The sequence below is a fragment of the Pseudomonas sp. FYR_5 genome (assembly GCF_043106315.1).
Lineage (GTDB): Bacteria > Pseudomonadota > Gammaproteobacteria > Pseudomonadales > Pseudomonadaceae > Aquipseudomonas > Aquipseudomonas putida_Y.
Window position 1 is genome coordinate 1 of record NZ_JBICMK010000056.1, and the last position, 18,058, is coordinate 18,058.

At 63.4% G+C, this 18,058-nt stretch carries 16 protein-coding genes; 4 read left to right on the forward strand and 12 right to left on the reverse strand.

Annotated features, from left to right (window positions below; all coding sequences use genetic code 11):
* Positions 1 to 76: 76 nt before the first annotated feature.
* From ACF8RA_RS08465 to ACF8RA_RS08485, 5 genes are all read right to left on the reverse strand, one after another.
* A complete protein-coding gene (locus ACF8RA_RS08465) occupies positions 77 to 1,102 on the reverse strand; it encodes a putative 2-aminoethylphosphonate ABC transporter substrate-binding protein (protein ID WP_176685683.1) in 1,026 nt (341 codons plus the stop codon).
* An 18-nt stretch (positions 1,103 to 1,120) separates the two neighbouring features.
* Positions 1,121 to 2,845 (reverse strand): putative 2-aminoethylphosphonate ABC transporter permease subunit, encoded by a 1,725-nt coding sequence (locus tag ACF8RA_RS08470; RefSeq protein ID WP_392519045.1) that lies wholly within the window; start codon positions 2,843 to 2,845, stop codon positions 1,121 to 1,123.
* Between the two features lies 1 nt (position 2,846).
* The gene (locus ACF8RA_RS08475) at positions 2,847 to 3,905 is read right to left on the reverse strand and encodes a putative 2-aminoethylphosphonate ABC transporter ATP-binding protein (RefSeq protein WP_176685685.1); all 1,059 of its coding nucleotides are present in this window, start codon (positions 3,903 to 3,905) and stop codon (positions 2,847 to 2,849) included.
* Positions 3,906 to 4,024: 119 nt separating this feature from the next.
* The gene (locus tag ACF8RA_RS08480; RefSeq protein ID WP_176685686.1) at positions 4,025 to 4,894 is read right to left on the reverse strand and encodes a LysR family transcriptional regulator; all 870 of its coding nucleotides are present in this window, start codon (positions 4,892 to 4,894) and stop codon (positions 4,025 to 4,027) included.
* Positions 4,895 to 4,903: 9 nt separating this feature from the next.
* Positions 4,904 to 7,156, reverse strand: a complete 2,253-nt coding sequence (locus ACF8RA_RS08485) for a heavy metal translocating P-type ATPase (RefSeq protein ID WP_339444638.1) — start codon at positions 7,154 to 7,156, stop codon at positions 4,904 to 4,906.
* An 83-nt stretch (positions 7,157 to 7,239) separates the two neighbouring features.
* Here ACF8RA_RS08485 and cadR point away from each other — a divergent pair, with 83 nt between their 5' ends.
* Complete coding sequence (gene cadR, locus ACF8RA_RS08490) at positions 7,240 to 7,683, forward strand: cadmium resistance transcriptional regulator CadR (protein WP_176685688.1); 444 nt, start codon at positions 7,240 to 7,242, stop codon at positions 7,681 to 7,683.
* Positions 7,684 to 7,801: 118 nt separating this feature from the next.
* Here cadR and ACF8RA_RS08495 read toward each other — a convergent pair whose 3' ends face one another.
* From ACF8RA_RS08495 to ACF8RA_RS08505, 3 genes are read right to left on the reverse strand one after another with little or no spacing between them, the layout of a single operon-like run.
* The gene (locus tag ACF8RA_RS08495; RefSeq protein ID WP_028697543.1) at positions 7,802 to 8,773 is read right to left on the reverse strand and encodes a thymidylate synthase; all 972 of its coding nucleotides are present in this window, start codon (positions 8,771 to 8,773) and stop codon (positions 7,802 to 7,804) included.
* 51 nt (positions 8,774 to 8,824) lie between these two features.
* The gene (gene lgt / locus ACF8RA_RS08500; RefSeq protein WP_176685689.1) at positions 8,825 to 9,631 is read right to left on the reverse strand and encodes a prolipoprotein diacylglyceryl transferase; all 807 of its coding nucleotides are present in this window, start codon (positions 9,629 to 9,631) and stop codon (positions 8,825 to 8,827) included.
* A gap of 16 nt (positions 9,632 to 9,647) precedes the next feature.
* Positions 9,648 to 10,430: a sulfite exporter TauE/SafE family protein gene (locus ACF8RA_RS08505; protein WP_176685690.1), complete on the reverse strand. Its 783-nt coding sequence runs from the start codon at positions 10,428 to 10,430 to the stop codon at positions 9,648 to 9,650.
* A 129-nt stretch (positions 10,431 to 10,559) separates the two neighbouring features.
* Here ACF8RA_RS08505 and ACF8RA_RS08510 point away from each other — a divergent pair, with 129 nt between their 5' ends.
* Entirely contained in the window at positions 10,560 to 11,306 is a 747-nt protein-coding gene (locus tag ACF8RA_RS08510; RefSeq protein ID WP_176685691.1) for an NRDE family protein, read from the forward strand.
* A gap of 143 nt (positions 11,307 to 11,449) precedes the next feature.
* Here the strand turns inward: ACF8RA_RS08510 and ptsP are convergent, their stop codons facing one another.
* Together ptsP and ACF8RA_RS08520 are read right to left on the reverse strand one after the other, a co-directional pair.
* The gene (gene ptsP / locus ACF8RA_RS08515) at positions 11,450 to 13,729 is read right to left on the reverse strand and encodes a phosphoenolpyruvate--protein phosphotransferase (protein ID WP_176685692.1); all 2,280 of its coding nucleotides are present in this window, start codon (positions 13,727 to 13,729) and stop codon (positions 11,450 to 11,452) included.
* Between the two features lie 22 nt (positions 13,730 to 13,751).
* Positions 13,752 to 14,231 (reverse strand): RNA pyrophosphohydrolase, encoded by a 480-nt coding sequence (locus tag ACF8RA_RS08520; protein WP_003249017.1) that lies wholly within the window; start codon positions 14,229 to 14,231, stop codon positions 13,752 to 13,754.
* A gap of 141 nt (positions 14,232 to 14,372) precedes the next feature.
* Here ACF8RA_RS08520 and ACF8RA_RS08525 point away from each other — a divergent pair, with 141 nt between their 5' ends.
* A complete protein-coding gene (locus ACF8RA_RS08525) occupies positions 14,373 to 15,029 on the forward strand; it encodes an HAD family phosphatase (protein ID WP_209969324.1) in 657 nt (218 codons plus the stop codon).
* Positions 15,030 to 15,158: 129 nt separating this feature from the next.
* On the opposite strand, the gene ACF8RA_RS08530 is transcribed toward ACF8RA_RS08525, so the two are convergent.
* On the reverse strand, positions 15,159 to 15,584 hold the full coding sequence (locus ACF8RA_RS08530) for a DUF2269 domain-containing protein (RefSeq protein WP_176685694.1): 426 nt from the start codon (positions 15,582 to 15,584) through the stop codon (positions 15,159 to 15,161).
* A gap of 147 nt (positions 15,585 to 15,731) precedes the next feature.
* Complete coding sequence (gene ilvA / locus ACF8RA_RS08535) at positions 15,732 to 17,246, reverse strand: threonine ammonia-lyase, biosynthetic (RefSeq protein ID WP_003249006.1); 1,515 nt, start codon at positions 17,244 to 17,246, stop codon at positions 15,732 to 15,734.
* 133 nt (positions 17,247 to 17,379) lie between these two features.
* On the opposite strand from ilvA, the gene rpiA reads away from it, so the two are divergent.
* Positions 17,380 to 18,054, forward strand: coding sequence for a ribose-5-phosphate isomerase RpiA (gene rpiA / locus ACF8RA_RS08540; RefSeq protein ID WP_003249004.1), 675 nt, complete (start codon positions 17,380 to 17,382; stop codon positions 18,052 to 18,054).
* Positions 18,055 to 18,058: the final 4 nt, after the last annotated feature.

Consider the following 18,058-nt stretch of genomic DNA (forward strand, 5'->3'; position numbering starts at 1 on the left):
CGGGTGGAAATTGGCCAGCAGGGCCGGCCCTTTCGCGGTATACCCGCGAAGAGACCGGCCCTGCAATAGCGAAGCGTTACTGCTGGGCCACCTTCTCCGACTTGCCGTCATAGCGTTTGCGCCATTCGGCCAGAATCTGGTCGCGGTTCTTCGAGGCCCAGGCAAAGTCGTTCTTGATCAACCGCTGCTCATAATCCGCCGGCAGCTCGGTCTGCGGCTTGGCGATGCCCGGCGCGGCCAGTACGGCGAAGTTTTCCTTGTACAGTTCCATGGCCGCCGGGCTGGCCGAGAAATCGGCCAGGCGCTTGGCCGCATCTGCCTTGGGCGAGCCTTTGATCACCGCGGTCGCTTCGATCTCCCAGCCCAAACCCTCCTTTGGCAGCACGATGTCCAACGGCGCGCCTTGGCGCTTGAGCTGCACGGCCGGATATTCGAACGAAATACCGATCGGGAACTCGCCCGCCGCCGCCAGCTTGCACGGCTTTGAGCCGGAATGAACGTACTGGCCAATGTTCTGGTGCAGCGCGTCCATGTAGGCCCAGCCCTGCGGCTCGCCAAAGGTCTGCAACCAGGCACTGACATCCAGGAAGCCGGTACCGGACGAAGCCGGGTTGGGCATGACGATCTTGCCCTTGTACTCGGGCTTGGTCAGGTCCTGCCAGCTCACCGGTTTGCTCAGGCCCTGTTTCTCGGCCTCGATGGTATTGAAGCAAATGGTGGCGGCCCACACGTCCATGCCGACCCAGGCTGGCGGGTTGGCGGCGTCGCGATAATTGCCGGAGATCTTGCCCAGGTCCTTCGGCGCATAGGCTTCGAGCATGCCGTTCTGGTCGAGGATGGCCAGGCTCGATGCCGCCAACCCCCACACAGCATCGGCTTGTGGGCGCTCTTTCTCGGCCAGCAGCTTGGCGGTGATGATGCCAGTGGAATCACGCACCCACTTGATCTCGATATCCGGGTTGGCCTTCTCGAAGGCCTGCTTGTAGGTTTTCAGCTGTTCGGCTTCCAGGGCGGTGTAGACCGTCAGCTGGGTATCGGCGGCTGAAGCCTGCAGGCTGAACACGGCGGAAACGGCAGCGGCAAGGGTAAGGTGCTTGTGCATGGGTAGGTTCCTTGGAAGTCAGACGGTCGCGGCGCGTTGGCGCCAGGCTTGGGAACGGCGCAGCAGGCCGCGCGAGGCTGCAGCCAGCAACAATGAGGCGCCGGCACTGGTCAGCAGGATCAGGGTGGACATGGCGGCGGCACCACCAACGTTGCCGGCGTCGTCCATGTTCAGCACGGCAACGGCAGCCAGGATGGTGTCGGGGCTGTACAGGAAAATCGCTGCCGACACGGTGGTCATCGCCGATACGAACAGGTAGCGGATGATATCCAGCAGTGCCGGCAAGCAGATCGGCACAGTCACGCGCAGGAAGTGCTTGTACAGCGGCGCTTTCAACGACAGCGCGGCGGCCTCGAACTCGCCGTCGAGCTGGCGCAGGGCGGTGGTCGCGGTCATCTGCGCGGTGGTCAGGTAATGGGCAATGGTGCACACCACCAGCAACCCCATGCCGCCGTACAGCACATGCAGCGGGTTGCCGTTCAGGTTGAAGAAGAATACGTAGCCCAGGCCCAGCACCAGGCCCGGCACGGCCATGGGGATGAAGCTGAGCAGGCGCAGCGCATGGTTGAGCAGGCGTTGGCCCTGGGTCTTCTCCATCAGGTAGGCACCGGTGAAGATCACGATGCTGCCAATCAGCGCGGTGCCAATGGCCATGGTCACGCTATTGCGGTAGGCCAGCCAGCCGCCACCGGCAGTGTCTTCGAACATGTAGTGGCGCAGCGACAACGACAGGTTGTAGGGCCAGAAAGTGACCAGCGAGGAGTACACCGCCATGCCGATCACCAACAGCAACGCCGCGCACACCAGCAGCACAATGGTCAGGAAGCAGGCATCGCGGCCGCGTGATGGCTTGGGTTCGAACACCTGCGCACGGCCACCCATGGCCTCGCCCTCGCGTCGGCGCAGCCAGGCGTCGACGGTAAAGCTGAACAGGGCCGGCAACAGCAGCACCATGCCGATCAGCGCGCCACGGCCGAACTGTTGCTGGCCCACCACCGCCTTGTAGGCTTCCAGCGCCAGCACTTGATAGTCGCCCCCCACCACGACCGGTACACCGAAGTCTGTGATAGTCAGCGTGAATACCAGGCAAAACGCCGCGAATACCGCCTGGCGCGAGGCCGGCCAGGTGATGCTGGTGAACGCCCGCCACGAGCCTGCCCCCATGCTGGAGGCCGCATCGAACAGGCGAGCATCAGCCAGTGACAGTGCCGACAGCAGAATCATCAGCGCATGCGGGAAGGTGTAGATAGCCTCGCCCAGCACGATACCCCAGAAGCCGTAGATATTGTCGCTGAGCAACCCGCGCAGCAGGCCCTGGTTGCCAAACAGGTAGACCAGGGCGATGGCCGGCAGCATCGACGGTGCCAGCAATGGCAGCAGCGAAATCCCCCGCCACAGGCCCTTGGCCGGGATCAACGTGCGTTGCAGGGCAAAGGCGAACAAATAGGCCAGCGGTACCACAATGGCCGCGACAGTGAAGGCCACCGACAGGCTGTTGCCAAGCAACCAGTGGAAGCTGGCGCTGGCGAACAGTTCACGGGCCGCCAGCAAGCCACCGCCCTGGCCCGCTTCACCGCTGAAGCCACGCCAGAAGATCGCCAGCAACGGCATCAGCACGGCCAGCACCAACAGAATCAGCAGCACGCTCTTGCCGCCGACGACGAACAGCCGGTCACCTAGGGCGACGCCAGCACGCGGCGTGGCTTTGGCCTGGCTCAACGGCACGGACATTGGCGCGGCCATCTCAGGCAAACACCTGCAGGCTCTGCGGTGGCAACGCCACCCAGATGTCCTGCGAACCCAGGCGCGGCATGGCCTCGGGGGCGAGCTCGGCCAGCAGGGCATGGCCTGGCAGAGCCTTGAGTTCAAAGCTCATGCGGCAGCGGTTACCGAGGAAGGTGATTTCGCGGACCATGGCCGGGAACAGGTTTTCTTCGTGCACCACCGGGTTGACCGTGATCGCTTCCGGGCGGCAGAACAGCCGGCCACTGCTGGCCTGGGCTGAACCCGGCGCCAGGCGCATGTTCATGTCGCCGACCTGGGCATGGCTATCGCTGCTGCGCTGGAAAGGCAGCCAGTTGCCCTGGCCGACGAACTCGGCAACGAACGGCGTGGCCGGGTGGTCGTAGATTTCCTGCGGGGTAGCGTACTGTTCGACCTGGCCGTTGTTCATCACCGCAATGCGGTCGGCCATCAACATGGCCTCGTCCTGGTTGTGGGTAACCATCAACGTGGTGATGCCCAGTTGGCGCTGCAGTTGACGCAGTTCGGTGCACAGGTGCTCGCGCACCCGGGCGTCCAGCGCCGACATCGGCTCATCGAGCAGCAGCAGCGATGGCGACGGTGCCAGCGCGCGGGCCAGGGCCACACGCTGCTGCTGGCCACCGGATAGCTGGCCTGGGTACTTCTTCTCGCTGCCCGTCAGGCCTACTAGTTCGAGCATTTCGGCCACCCGCTGACGGGCCTGCTCCCGACCACTGCCCGTCAGGCCATAGGCGATATTGGCTTCGACGGTAAGGTTGGGAAACAGCGCGTAGGACTGGAACAGGATGCCGTAATCCCGCGCCTGGGGAGACAGATTGGAGATATCGCGTTCGCCGATGTACAGCGTACCGCGATCCTGGCGCTCCAGGCCGGCAATGCAACGCAGCAGCGTGGTCTTGCCACAGCCGGATGGGCCGAGCAGGCACACCAGTTCGCCCGCGGCGATGTCCAGCGAGACATCGTTGAGCGCCGTGAAGGCTCCGAAGCGCTTGTGGATATTGCACACTTTTATCTGTGCGCCGGGGGTGGTGTGGTTCATGGCAGGGCCTCATCGAAGAGATGGGGCCATGCTAGGCAGGCTGTGCGAAGGTTCTGTGGCTGTAAGGCAAAAGCCGGTGATAGTGGTATAGGCAGATTTAGTAGTGGACCGCGAAGAATCTAGAACTGCGAACCGGCCACTTCCTGCGCCACCCCCAGGAATGCCGCCGGCAACCTCGCCTGGCGCCGTTCCTTCAGGCAATACAGGTACTCATGCATCACCGGCGCATTTTCCAGCGCCAGCACCCGAAGTTCGGGATTGTGCGGCACCTCATGGCGGGCAATCACGCTGATGCCGATATTGCGCAGCACCGCTTCGCGGATCGACTCGCGGCTGCCGATTTCCATCAGGGCGCCGGCCTTGACCCCGGCCTCCTGCATCATCTGCTCGGTCAGCTTGCGTGTGGTCGAGCCCTTCTCGCGCATCAGCAGGCAATGCCCCGACACCACCTCGATCGACACCGTCTGGCGATGGGCAAGCGGGTGGGTGCGGTGCACCGCCACCACCAACGGGTCAGTGCCCAGTATCCGCCGCACCAACCGCGCGTCCTCCACCCATTGCGACGACGCGGCAATATCCACCCGGTAATCCTCGAGCATTTCCAGCACCTGCTGCGAGTTGCCGATCTCTACCGCCACTTCAACCTGTGGCAGGCGTTCACGATAGACCTTGACCAGGTCGAGAATGTAGTAAGGCGCAGTAGCAGCGATGCGCAGGCTGCCCTGGGCCTGGCCACTGTTGCGCAGCTCGAATTCGATGTCGGCTTCCTGCTGCAGCAGCGCCTTGACCATCGGCAGCAGGCGTAAGCCCTCCTCGCTCAACACCAGGCGCCGCCCGCCGCGGTAGAACAGCTCCACGGCGTACTGGCCTTCCAGGCTGCGGATCTGCGTGGTCACCGTGGGCTGGCTGAGGCCAAGCTTCTTCGCCGCCTGGGTGATGCTGCCCAGACGGGCCACCATGTAGAAGGCCTTCAGCTCGGAACTCAGCATGTACGTCCTCTATTTGCGCAAAAGGCGCAAGCCGTTGAACACCACCAGCAAGCTCACGCCCATATCAGCGAACACCGCCATCCACATCGTGGCCATGCCGGCAAAGGTGATCGCCAGAAATATCGCCTTGATGCCCAATGCCAGCACGATGTTCTGCATGAGGATCGCCGCACTTTGGCGCGACAGCCTGACGAAGGCCGGGATTTTCCGCAAGTCATCGTCCATCAGCGCCACATCGGCCGTCTCGATGGCGGTGTCGGTGCCGGCAGCAGCCATGGCAAAGCCGATTTCGGCGCGGGCCAGCGCCGGAGCGTCGTTGATGCCGTCACCGACCATGCCCACCCGATGGCCTTGGGCGTACAACGCCTCAATGGTTTTCAGCTTGTCGGCCGGCAACAGGTTGCCCTCGGCGCGGTCGATCCCCACCACGGCGGCAATGGCCTGCGCAGTATGCGGATTGTCACCGGTCAGCATGACAGTCTTGATACCCAGTTGATGCAATTCGGCGATCGCCTCACGGCTGCTGTCCTTGACCGTGTCGGCCACGGCGAACAGTGCCAGTGGCCCGGAGCGGTCGAGCAGCAGGACCACGGTCTTGCCCTGGCGCTCCAGCGCATCCAGTTGGGCCTCCAGCGCTGGCGAACACAGCCCCAGTTCCTCGACCAGGCGGTGGTTGCCCAAATGGTAGACCTCGCCGGCGATGACGCCACGCACGCCGCGCCCGGCCAGGGCGGCAAAGTCACTGACCTCGCTCAAGGCCAGGCCTTGCTGCTTGCCGAACTCGGCAATGGCGCGGGACACCGGGTGGTCCGACCGCTCGCCCAAGCTTGCCGCCAAGGCTTGCGCGCGGTCTTCGAACAGCGGTACGAGTACCTTACCGTCGGTCTGCACCGGCTTGCCATGGGTGATGGTGCCGGTCTTGTCCAGGGCCAGGAAGTCCAGGTGGCGACCACCCTCCAGGTAAACGCCACCCTTGATCAGGATGCCTTTGCGCGCCGCAGCGGCCAGGCCACTGACGATGGTCACCGGGGTCGAGATCACCAGCGCGCATGGGCAGGCCACAACCAGCAGCACCAAGGCCCGGTAGACCCAGTCGAACCAGGCGCCAGCCATGAACAGCGGTGGTATCAGCGCCACGGCCAGGGCAATGGCGAACACCACCGGGGTGTAGATGCGCGAGAAACGGTCGACGAAGCGCTGGGTAGGCGCCCGCGCGCCCTGCGCTTCCTCCACCGCCTTGATGATCCGCGCCAGGGTCGACTGCCCGGCAGCGGCGGTGACGCGAAACTCCAGCGCCCCCGCCTGGTTGATGGTGCCAGCGAACAGCTTGTCGCCCACATCCTTCTCCACAGGCAGGCTTTCGCCGGTAATCGGCGACTGATCGACGCTGGATTGCCCACTGGCCACTTCACCGTCCAGGCCGATGCGCTCACCCGGGCGCACCCGCACCAGTGCGCCGATGGCCACATCACGCACGTCCAGTTCGCGCCACAGGCCATCGGCCTGCTGCACCGTGGCCATGTCCGGGGTCAGCTGCATCAACCCGCCGATGGCATTGCGCGCACGGTCCAGCGAGCGCGCTTCGATCAGTTCGGCAACGGTGAACAGCACCATCACCATAGCCGCCTCCGGCCACTGGCCGATCAATACGGCCCCCGTCACGGCGATGCTCATCAGCGCATTGATGTTGAGGTTACGGTTTTTCAGGGCAATCCAGCCCTTCTTGTAGGTACCCAGGCCGCAACCGAGGATCGCTGCCAGTGCCAGTCCCGCCACCACCCATTCCGGGGCCAGTGCCGCAAAGTGCACGATTTCGGCGGCGATTGCGGCAACGCCCGACAATGCCAGTGGCCACCAGTGGGCCTTGGCCGGTTGTGGCACGCTGGCGCTGCCATCGTCCTGGGCGGCGATCGGCTCGGCCTTCATGCCGAGGCTGTCGATCGCCCGCTCGATATCGGCGGTGCCGTCCAAGGTGTGGCGCACGCCAAGCACGCGGTTGATCAGGTTGAATTCCAGCTGTTCGATACCGGCCAGCTTGCTCAGCTTGTCCTGGATCAGGGTCTGCTCGGTGGGGCAGTCCATGGCATCGATGCGGAAACGACTGAGTTGTGCCTGGGCACTGGCCGTTTCGCTCAGTTGCACCAGCGGCGGCGCGGCTTTGGCGCCGCAGCAGCTGTGGCCGTGGGCAGCATGGCCATGGTCGTCATCGCCATGAGCGTGATCGTGCGGATGCTTGTGTTCGTGGCTGACAGGCTGGTTCATGGGTCATCCTTAAATTGAGCCTGTTGCCAAGTGAACACCCTGTAGCCACTATAGGGTCAAGCCTCTTTGCTGGAGATTTCGTGATGAAGATCGGAGAACTGGCCAAAGCCACCGACTGCGCGGTGGAAACCATCCGCTACTACGAGCGTGAAAGCCTGCTGCCGGAGCCAGCACGCAGCGACGGCAACTACCGGCTGTACACCCAGGCCCATGTGGAACGGCTGACCTTCATCCGCAACTGCCGCACGCTGGACATGACCCTGGACGAAATTCGCAGCCTGCTACGCCTGCGCGACAGCCCCGACGACGCGTGCGGCAGCGTCAATGCGCTGATCGACGAGCATATCGAGCATGTTCAGGCGCGGATCGATGGCTTGGTGGCATTGCAGGAGCAGTTGGTGGAGCTGCGGCGGCGCTGCAACGCGCAGGGGAGTGAATGCGCGATCTTGCAGCAATTGGAGACGAACGGGGCGGTATCGGTGCCGGATACCGAACATTCGCATGTGGGGCGCAGTCACGGGCATTGAGCCAAAAGCTTCGCGGGTGAACCCGCTCCCACAGGGACCGCGCACGACTTAGGCCTGTGCAGCAGCCTGTGGGAGCGGGTTCACCCGCGAAGAGGCCAGTTCAAACAATGAAGATCTATCAGACCGCCATCGGCGCTGTCATCGGCGCGTGGTGCTCATAACCTTCCAGCCAGAAATCACTCGGCTCGATCTTCTCCAGCCACTCCGGCTCGTATTTGCCAGTCTCGGCAAACGCCGGCACACGGTCGCTGATGACCAGCTTCGGCGCCTCCAGCGGCTCGCGCTGGAGCTGCTCGTTGAGCATGTCCAGGTGGTTTTCATACACATGGGCATCGCCGATGAAGTAGGTGAACCAGCGCGGTGTATAGCCGGTCAGGCGGCCGAACAGCGACAGCAGTGCCGCGCCTTCGGTGAGGTTGAACGGCGTGCCCAGCCCCAGGTCGTTGGAGCGGATGTAGAGGGTCAGGGAAATTTCCCTGGTCTCGACATTCGGGTGGAACTGGTACAGCAAGTGACACGGAGGCAGTGCCATTTCGTCCAGTTGCGCGCAGTTCCAGCCGTGGAACAGGATACGGCGGCTACCCGGGTCGTTTGCGATGGTGTCCAGGCACTGGCGCACCTGGTCGATCGCCTTGTACAGGATGACGAACGCGACGCCGTCCTCTTCGTCCTGGGCAATGCGGCGGAAACCGGCTTGCTCGGCCATCTCGATAGCCGCCGGGTTGCTCAGCGGGATGCGCTTGTAGCCCGGCCACTGGCGCCATTGCACGCCATAGATCTCGCCCAGGTCGTCATGGCCCTGACGAAACGGATTGGCCAGCCACTGAGCGTTTTCGTTGGCGTTCTGGTCCCAGACCTTGCAGCCCAGCTCGCGAAACTCACCGGCGTTCTTCACGCCACGCAGGAAACCGACCATTTCACCAATCGCCGACTTGAACGCCAGCTTGCGTGTGGTAATGGCCGGAAAGCCCTTCTGCAGGTCGAAACGCAGCATCGCGCCCGGCAGGCTGATGGTGCGGATGCCGGTGCGGTTTCCTTGCAACGTGCCGTTGTCGATGACGTCGCGGACCAGGTCCAGATACTGTTTCATGGCTTACCTGTAGCAAAAACGGCAGGGGGATCGCCCCTGCCGTGGGATTAATCAGGCGGGTTTCGCCGTGGGCTTGCGATTATAAGCCCACCAGATCAAGACGAGGCCACCGACTATCATCGGAATGCACAGCAACTGGCCTTGAGTGAGCCAGCCGAACGCGATGTAACCGAGTTGTGCATCCGGCACCCGGACAAACTCCACGGCAAAGCGGAAGATGCCATAGCACAACGAGAACATTCCCGACACCGCCATGGTCGGCCGTGGCTTGCGCGAGAACAGCCACAGGATGACGAACAGCGCCACGCCCTCAAGGGCGAACTGGTACAGCTGCGAGGGGTGACGCGGCAGCTGCGCCGGGTCACTGAACGGCGGGAAGATCATCGCCCATGGCAGATCGGTAGGCTTGCCCCACAGCTCGGCGTTGATGAAGTTGCCGATGCGCCCGGCGCCCAGGCCGATCGGCACCAGCGGGGCCACGAAGTCCATCAGTTCGAAGAACGACTTGTTGTTGCGCTTGCCGAACCACAAAGCCGCCAGCATCACGCCGATGAGGCCGCCGTGGAACGACATGCCACCCTTCCATACCTCTAAGATCAGTGCCGGGTTGGCCAGGTAGGCGTGCAGGTCGTAGAGCAGTACGTAGCCCAGTCGGCCACCGACGATCACCCCCATCGACAGCCAGAACACCAGGTCGGAAAGCTTTTCGCGCGTCCAGGTGGGGTCGAAGCGGTTCAGTCGGCGCGAGGCGAGCAGCCAGGCACCGCCTATGCCGATCAGGTACATCAGGCCGTACCAATGGATTTTCAGCGGCCCGATGGCCAAGGCCACGGGGTCTATCTGCGGGTAAGGCAGCATGGAACTTCCTCTCGATTCAAATCAAAAAGCTGAGGCCGACACAGAACAGCAGGGCTGCGAACAGGCGTTTCAACAAACGGGGCGACAGCTTGTGCGCCAGGCGCGCGCCGAAGCGGGCGAAAAACATGCTGGTCACGGCAATGCCGACCAGCGCCGGCAGGTACACGTAACCCAGGCTGTTAGGCGGCAGGTGCTCCTCGTGCCACCCCAGCAGCATGAAGCTCAGGGCACTGGCCACAGCAATCGGCAGGCCACAGGCCGATGACGTGGCTACTGCCTGCTGCATGGGCAGGCTACGCCAGGTGAGGAACGGCACCGTCAGCGAACCACCGCCAATGCCGAAAATGGCCGAAGCCCAACCGATTACGCCGCCTGCGCCGATCAATGCGGGCTTGCCGGGGACGCCACGGCTGGCCTTGGGTTTGAGGTCCAGCGCCATCTGCGCGGCGATGACCAGGGCGAACACGCCAATGATCTTTTGCAGCAACGGGCCCTGGATCAGCGAGGCGGTCTTGGCGCCGACCCCCGCCCCCAGGAGGATGCCGAAGGTCATCCAGGCGAAGATTGGCCATTGCACGGCACCCTTGCGGTGGTGCTCCAGCACGGCGTTGATAGAAGTGAAGACGATGGTAGCCAGCGACGTGCCGACTGCCAGGTGGGTCAGCACCGAAGCGTCGAAACCCTGCAGGGTAAAGCTGAACACCAACACCGGCACGATGATGATGCCGCCGCCCACGCCGAACAGCCCGGCCAGCACACCGGCACAGGCGCCCAACAACAGATAGAGCACGAATTCCATTCGGCGTCCCCTAGAAATCAATCCGGCATGGTAACGGAAGCCGGGCTCGAGGCTCTAGTGAACTCTGTGTCAGGATGGATCCGCACCGCTCCTGTGGGTACAGTGACCAGAAAACACAGAGGCCAACCTATGTGCCTGATCGTATTTGCCTGGCGGCCGGGGCACGCCCTGCCGCTGATCGTGGCGGCCAACCGCGACGAATTCTATGCCCGCCCCACTCAGCCCCTGGCGGCCTGGGAGGATGCACCCGGGGTGCATGCCGGGCGTGACCTGGAAGCGGGCGGTACCTGGCTGGGCATAGGCCCACAGCAGCGCTTTGCCGCGCTGACCAACATCCGCGACCCAGGCCAGGCTCCGGGGCCTCGCTCGCGGGGTGAACTGGTGGCGGCGTTTCTGCAAGGGGAGCTGGGGGTCGAGGCTTACCTGGACCAGGTGGCCAGCCGTAGCGGGCAGTACTCGGGGTTCAACCTGCTGGTGGGTGATGGGCAGCGACTGGGTTATCTGCATGCCCGTGAGGCCACGCCGCGCCTGCTGAGGGCTGGGGTTTACGGGCTTTCGAACGCCGGGCTGGATACACCGTGGCCGAAACTGGTGAAGGCACGTGACGGGCTGCAGAGCCTGCTGGACACACCGGAGCCGCACAGGCTGCTGGCATTGCTTGCGGACAACGAGCCCGCGGCTGATGGTGATCTACCCGAGACAGGCGTGGGGTTGGCGACCGAGAAGTTGCTGTCGAGCGTATTCATCGCCAGCCAGAATTACGGGACCCGGGCGAGTACAGTGCTGATTGTGGATAATCAGGGGCGAAGGCGGCTGGTTGAGCGCAGCTTCGGGCCTTTTGGCGGGCATTTGGGGGAAATTGAGTTGTTGGCCTGAGCATTTGATGTTGTTTGCTCGGGCCTCTTCGCGGGTGAACCCGCTCCTACAACGGCCTGTGCCGGGCCACCAGATGTGCACCCCCCCGCTCCGCGCGTAGGAGCGGGTTTACCCGCGAAGAGGCCCGAACAGGCAGCGCTCAGTCAGAGGGTCTTGTTGGCCTCAGGCCCAATCATCCGCGCCAACCCAAGGTTCTTCAAGGCCAGTTGCAGCGAGCTGTGGATAACCTGCGGGTTGTCATGGCTCAAGGCCTCGGCCAGCAGTTCCTTGGCCTTGCCCATATTGATCTGGCGCAGCATCCACTTGACCTTCGGCAGGTTGGTGGCGTTCATCGACAGGCTGTCAAAACCCATGGCCATCAACAGGACTGACGCTGCCGGGTCACCGGCCATCTCACCGCAGATGCTCACCGGCTTGCCTTCGCCATGGGCGTCGCGCACCACCGTGTTCAGCGCCTGCAGTACCGCCGGGTGCAGGTAGTCGTACAGGTCGGCGACCCGCGGGTTGTTGCGGTCCACCGCCAGCAGATACTGGGTCAGGTCGTTGGAGCCGACCGACAGGAAGTCCACCTGCCGCGCCAGTTCCTTGGTCTGGTACACCGCCGCTGGAATTTCCACCATCACACCCACGGGCGGCATCGGTACATCGGTACCTTCATCACGCACTTCACCCCAGGCGCGGTGGATCAGGTGCAGCGCCTCTTCCAGCTCGTGAATGCCGGAAATCATCGGCAGCAGGATGCGCAGGTTGTTCAGGCCCTCGCTGGCCTTGAGCATGGCGCGGGTCTGTACCAGGAAGATTTCCGGGTGGTCGAGGGTGACGCGGATGCCGCGCCAGCCGAGAAACGGGTTTTCTTCCTTGATCGGGAAATACGACAGCGCCTTGTCACCACCGATGTCGAGGGTACGCATGGTCACCGGCAGCGGGTGGAAGGCTGCCAGCTGCTCACGGTAGATGGCCAGCTGCTCTTTTTCACTGGGGAAGCGCTGGTTGATCATGAACGGCACTTCAGTGCGGTACAGGCCCACCCCTTCGGCGCCGCGCTGCTGGGCACGGGCCACGTCAGCGAGCAGGCCGGTATTGACCCACAGGGGCATGCGGTGGCCGTCGGGGGTGATGCACGGAAGTTCGCGCAGTGCATCCAGCCCTTGGGCCAGCTGGCGTTCCTCTTCGACCACTTCGCTGTACTGCTTGCGCAGCACTTCGCTGGGGTTGGTGAACACCTCGCCCTTGTAGCCGTCGACGATCAGTTCAATACCGTCGACTTTGGAGTACGGCAGGTCGACCAGGCCCATCACCGTGGGGATGCCCATGGCCCGCGCGAGGATGGCGACGTGGGAGTTGCCCGAGCCGAGTACCGAGACCAGGCCGACCAGCTTGCCTTCCGGCACTTCACCGAGCATGGCCGGTGTCAGTTCCTCACTGACCAGGATGGTGTTGTCGGCATACACCAGCGACTGCGAGCGTGCTTCCTGCAGGTACGCCAGCAGGCGCCGCCCCAGGTCCTTGACGTCGGAGGCACGCTCACGCAGGTAATCATCGTCCATCAGCTCGAAGCGGTTGACGTGCTCACCCACCACCTGGCGCAGGGCGCCCTGGGCCCATTGGCCGGTCTTGATGACCTCGGTCACCTCTCCGCCCAAGGCTGCGTCTTCAAGCATCATCAGATACACGTCGAACAGCGCGCGCTCTTCCGGGCGCAGCTGGGTGGCGAGCTTGGCCGACAGCTTGCGCATGTCGTCGCGCACACCTTCCAGGGCGTTCTGGAACAGCTTGAGTTCGGCGTCGATGTCATCGACGGTCTTGTCCGGGACCACTTCCAGGTCAGCCGGCGGCAACATCACCACCGCACGCCCCACGGCGGCGCCAGGCGACCCCGGCACACCCACGAAGCGGGCCTCTTGAATACCTTTGCCCTGACGGCCCAGGCCCCGGATCGAGCCGGTAGCCTCGGCGTGGGCGATAACCCCGGCAAGCTGGGCGCTCATGGTGACCAGGAAGGCTTCCTCGCCCTCGTCGAACTGGCGGCGCTCCTTTTGCTGGATGACCAGTACCCCGACCACACGGCGGTGGTGGATGATCGGCGCCCCCAGGAAAGAGGCAAATTTCTCTTCGCCGGTTTCGGCAAAGTAGCGGTAACGCGGGTGGTCGGCGGCATTTTCCAGGTTCAGTGGCTCTTCCCGGGTACCGACCAGGCCAACCAGGCCCTCGTTGGGGGCCATGCTGACTTTACCGATGGAGCGCTTGTTCAGGCCTTCGCTAGCCATCAGCACGAAGCGGTTGGTTTCCGGGTCGAGCAGGTAGACCGAGCAGACCTGGCTGCCCATGGCTTCCTTGACGCGCAAGACAATGATCCCCAACGCCGACTTGAGATCTTTGGCGGAGTTTACTTCCTGGACGATCTTGCGCAGCGTATTGAGCATGGCTCGGGGTCGAACTCCGTCGTCAGTCGCGCGTCAAAAGACGCGGTGCTAGCTCTTTCAGGGCGCGTCGGTACACCTCGCGCTTGAATGTCACAACCTGGCCCAGCGGATACCAATAGCTCACCCAGCGCCAGCCGTCGAATTCCGGCTTGCCGGTCAGGTCCATCCGCACCCGTTGTTCGTTGCTGACCAGGCGCAGCAGGAACCACTTCTGCTTCTGGCCGATGCACAGCGGCTGGCTGTGGGTACGTACCAAGCGCTGTGGTAAACGATAACGCAACCAGCCACGGGTGCAGGCAAGAATTTCTACATCGTCGCGTTCAAGGCCAACTTCTTCGTTCAGCTCGCGGTACAGGGCATCTTCCGGCGTCTCGTCAGGGTTGATACCACCCTGGGGGAATTGCCAGGCATCCTGGTTGATCCGTCGAGCCCATAGCACCTGCCCGGCATCATTCGTGAGAATGATCCCGACATTGGGGCGAAAACCATCCGGGTCGATCACGGCAGCAACCTCGCAAACGCATGTCAACGCATTGTTCCACAAAGCTTGCGAGCGCAGCAACGCGCCCGCCAAGCTTATGTGCAGCTGCGTGAAAACTCCGTATTCTGCGGGCCTACCCTGTGGCTGATGCGAGTGACCGCGATGCGCCTGGCTTTATTCGACCTGGACAATACCCTCCTCGGTGGCGACAGCGACCATGCCTGGGGTGACTATCTTTGCGAGCGCGGCATTCTCGACCCGGTCGCCTACAAGCAACGCAACGACAGCTTCTACCAGGACTACCTCAATGGCACCCTGGACCTGCAGGCCTACCTGGCCTTTTCCATGGAGATCCTGGCGGCAACACCCATGGCCAAACTCGACGAATGGCACCGCGACTTCATGCGCGACTGCATCGAGCCCATCATCCTGCCCAGGGCCCTGGCCTTGCTGCAGCAGCACCGCGAGGCGGGCGACCAACTGGTGATCATCACTGCTACCAACCGCTTCGTCACCGCACCAATCGCCCGGCGCCTGGGGGTGCGGGTGTTGCTGGCAACCGAGTGCGAGATACGCGACGGCCGCTATACCGGGCGTAGTACCGATATACCGTGTTTCCGTGAAGGCAAAGTGACGCGGCTGGAGCGCTGGATGCTGGAGAACGGCTTTGATCTTGAGGACAGCTACTTCTATAGCGACTCGATGAATGACCTGCCGTTGTTGCAGCGGGTGACCCACGCAGTGGCAGTGGACCCGGCCCCGGACCTGCGGGCCGAGGCCGATAACCGTGGGTGGCCGGTGATCTCGCTGCGGGATTGAGGTTTCGCGTGTCGGCCTTTTCGCGGGCACGCCCGCTCCCACAGGAATCACCACAGGCCTTGAGGGCTGCGCTGTACCTGTAGGAGCGGGTTCACCCGCGAAGAGGCCGGCACAAACAGCACAAGGCTGTCAGACCGGCTTGGCCCCCATCAGCCCGGCAATGGACAGGAAGCAAACCCCACTGAACACCGCCAGCGCCAGGGTGAACCGCAACCCGACCACCTCGGCCTTGCGCAGCCGGTTCAGCCGCACCAGCAGCCACCACAGGGCAAACGCACCGACGGTATAGATGACACTGGATGCCAACACCCAGGTCTGCCCCAGTGGCCAGCCCACCAGGTGTACCAGCCACCAGCCGGTGAACGGCATGCTCACCAGGCACAGGCCCATCACCAGCCAGACGAACACCAACGGCCGGCGCAGCAGCTTGGCGTAGGCCTCGGCATCGCCCTGGCGGCGGGCGCGCCAGGTCCAGATCGCCAGGCCTAGGGCACCCAGAAACAGCAGCGCGGTGGCAATGATGTGCAAGGTCTTGAGCGTGGTCAGGTGTTCCATGTCTCGGTCGTCCTTAAACTGGCATTTTGCGGTAGCTTCTTCGCGGGCTTACCCGCTCCTGCCAAGGTATCTCAGGCCTTGGGGCCTGCGCAGTACCTGCGGGAGCGGGCAAGCCCGCGAAAGGGCCATCAGCCCTAGCTTAGCCGCTCAGCCCAGGAACAGTTTGTAGGCCGGGTTTTCGGTCTCGTCCCAGTACGGGTAACCGATCTTGGCCAGCGCTGCCGGCACCAGGTGACGTTCGTCCTCCGGCACCTGCAGCCCCGCCACCACGCGCCCGTCAGCCGCGCCATGGTTGCGGTAGTGGAACATCGAGATGTTCCAGCGCCCGCCCAGCTTGTTGAGGAAGTTGAACAGCGCCCCCGGCCGCTCGGGGAATTCGAAGCGCAGCACCATTTCGTCGCTGGCACCGGCCGAGTGGCCGCCGACCATATGACGAATATGCAGCTTGGCCAGTTCGTTGTCGGTTAGATCGGTAACCGGGAAGCCCTGCTCGGTCAGTTGCTGCACCAGCGCAGCGCGCGGGTCGTTTTCCGGGTGGGTCTGCACCCCAACGAAGATATGCGCTTCGTCAGAGGTGTGCTTGCGGTAGTTGAACTCGGTGATCTGACGCTTGCCGATAGCCTCGCAGAAGGCCTTGAAGCTACCCGGGCGCTCAGGGATGGTCACGGCGATGATCGCCTCGCGCTTCTCGCCCAGCTCGGCACGCTCGGCCACATGGCGCAGGCGATCGAAATTGACGTTGGCACCGGAGTCGATGGCCACCAAGGTCTGGCCGCTGACGCCGTATAGCTCGACGTACTTCTTGATGCCCGCCACACCTAGCGCGCCAGCAGGCTCGGTGATCGAGCGGGTATCGTCGTAGATATCCTTGATTGCTGCACAGATTTCATCAGTACTGACAGTGACGACTTCGTCCACATGGTGGCGGCAGATATCGAACGTGTGCTGGCCAATCTGCGCCACCGCCACGCCATCGGCGAACAGCCCGACCTGCGGCAGCACCACGCGCTCACCGGCAGCCATGGCCGCCTGCAGGCAATTGGAGTCGTCCGGCTCGACACCGATTACCTTGATTTCCGGTCGCAGGTACTTCACGTAGGCAGCAATGCCGGCGATCAGGCCGCCGCCGCCCACCGGGACGAAGATCGCATCCAGCTGGCCAGGGTGCTGGCGCAGGATTTCCATGGCGACGGTACCCTGCCCGGCGATGGTGTGCGGATCGTCGTAAGGGTGAACGTAGACGAAGCCCTTTTCATCGACCAGTTTCAGCGAGTAGGCCAACGCCTCAGGGAACGAGTCGCCATGCAGCACCACCTTGCCACCGCGCGAGCGCACGCCTTCGACCTTGATCTCCGGAGTAGTCTTGGGCATCACGATGGTGGCCTTGATGCCCATTTCGCGCGCGGCCAGGGCCAGGCCTTGGGCGTGGTTGCCGGCCGAGGCGGTGACCACGCCACGGGCCAGTTCTTCCGGGCTCAGCTGGGCCAGTTTGTTATAGGCGCCGCGGATCTTGAACGAGAATACTGGCTGCAGGTCTTCGCGCTTGAGCAGAATCTGGTTGCCCAGGCGCTTGCTCAGCTGCCCGGCGCTCTGCAACGGGGTTTCGACGGCAACGTCATAGACGCGCGAGGTGAGGATCTTCTTGACGTACTGTTCGAGCATCGGGAAAGCATCACTGGGCCGCGGGACGAGGGCTGGGAGTCTACCCCAGCGCTACGTCGGGCGACCACAGCAAAGCCGTGCGAGCCGTTATACTAGGTGACTTTGAAACCGCCCTGCCCCTTCCGGAGCCCGCATGACCCAGGACCAACTCAAACAGGCCGTCGCCCAGGCCGCTGTCGACTTCATTCTGCCCAAGCTGGATGAAAAAAGCGTCGTAGGCGTCGGTACCGGTTCGACCGCCAACTTCTTCATCGATGCCCTGGCTCAGCACAAGACCGCTTTCGACGGCGCAGTCGCCAGCTCCGAAGCCACTGCCCAGCGCCTGAAGGGCCATGGCATCCCGGTCTACGAACTGAACAGCGTCAGCGAGCTTGAGTTCTACGTGGACGGCGCCGACGAGAGCGATGCACACCTGCACCTGATCAAGGGCGGCGGCGCAGCCCTGACCCGCGAAAAGATCGTCGCGGCCGTGGCCAAGACCTTCATCTGCATCGCCGACGGCAGCAAGCTGGTGCCGGTACTGGGGGCCTTCCCGCTGCCGGTCGAAGTGATCCCCATGGCCCGCAGCCACGTGGCGCGTCAGCTGGTGAAGCTGGGTGGCGACCCGGTGTACCGTGAAGGCGTGGTCACCGACAACGGCAACGTGATCCTGGATGTGTACAACCTGCAGATCACCAACCCGGTGGAGCTTGAGGCGCAGATCAACGCCATCGTCGGCGTGGTGACCAACGGTCTGTTCGCGGCGCGGCCGGCGGATCTGCTGTTATTGGGCACTGCTGAGGGCGTTAAGAGCCTCAAGGCCGAGTAAAACT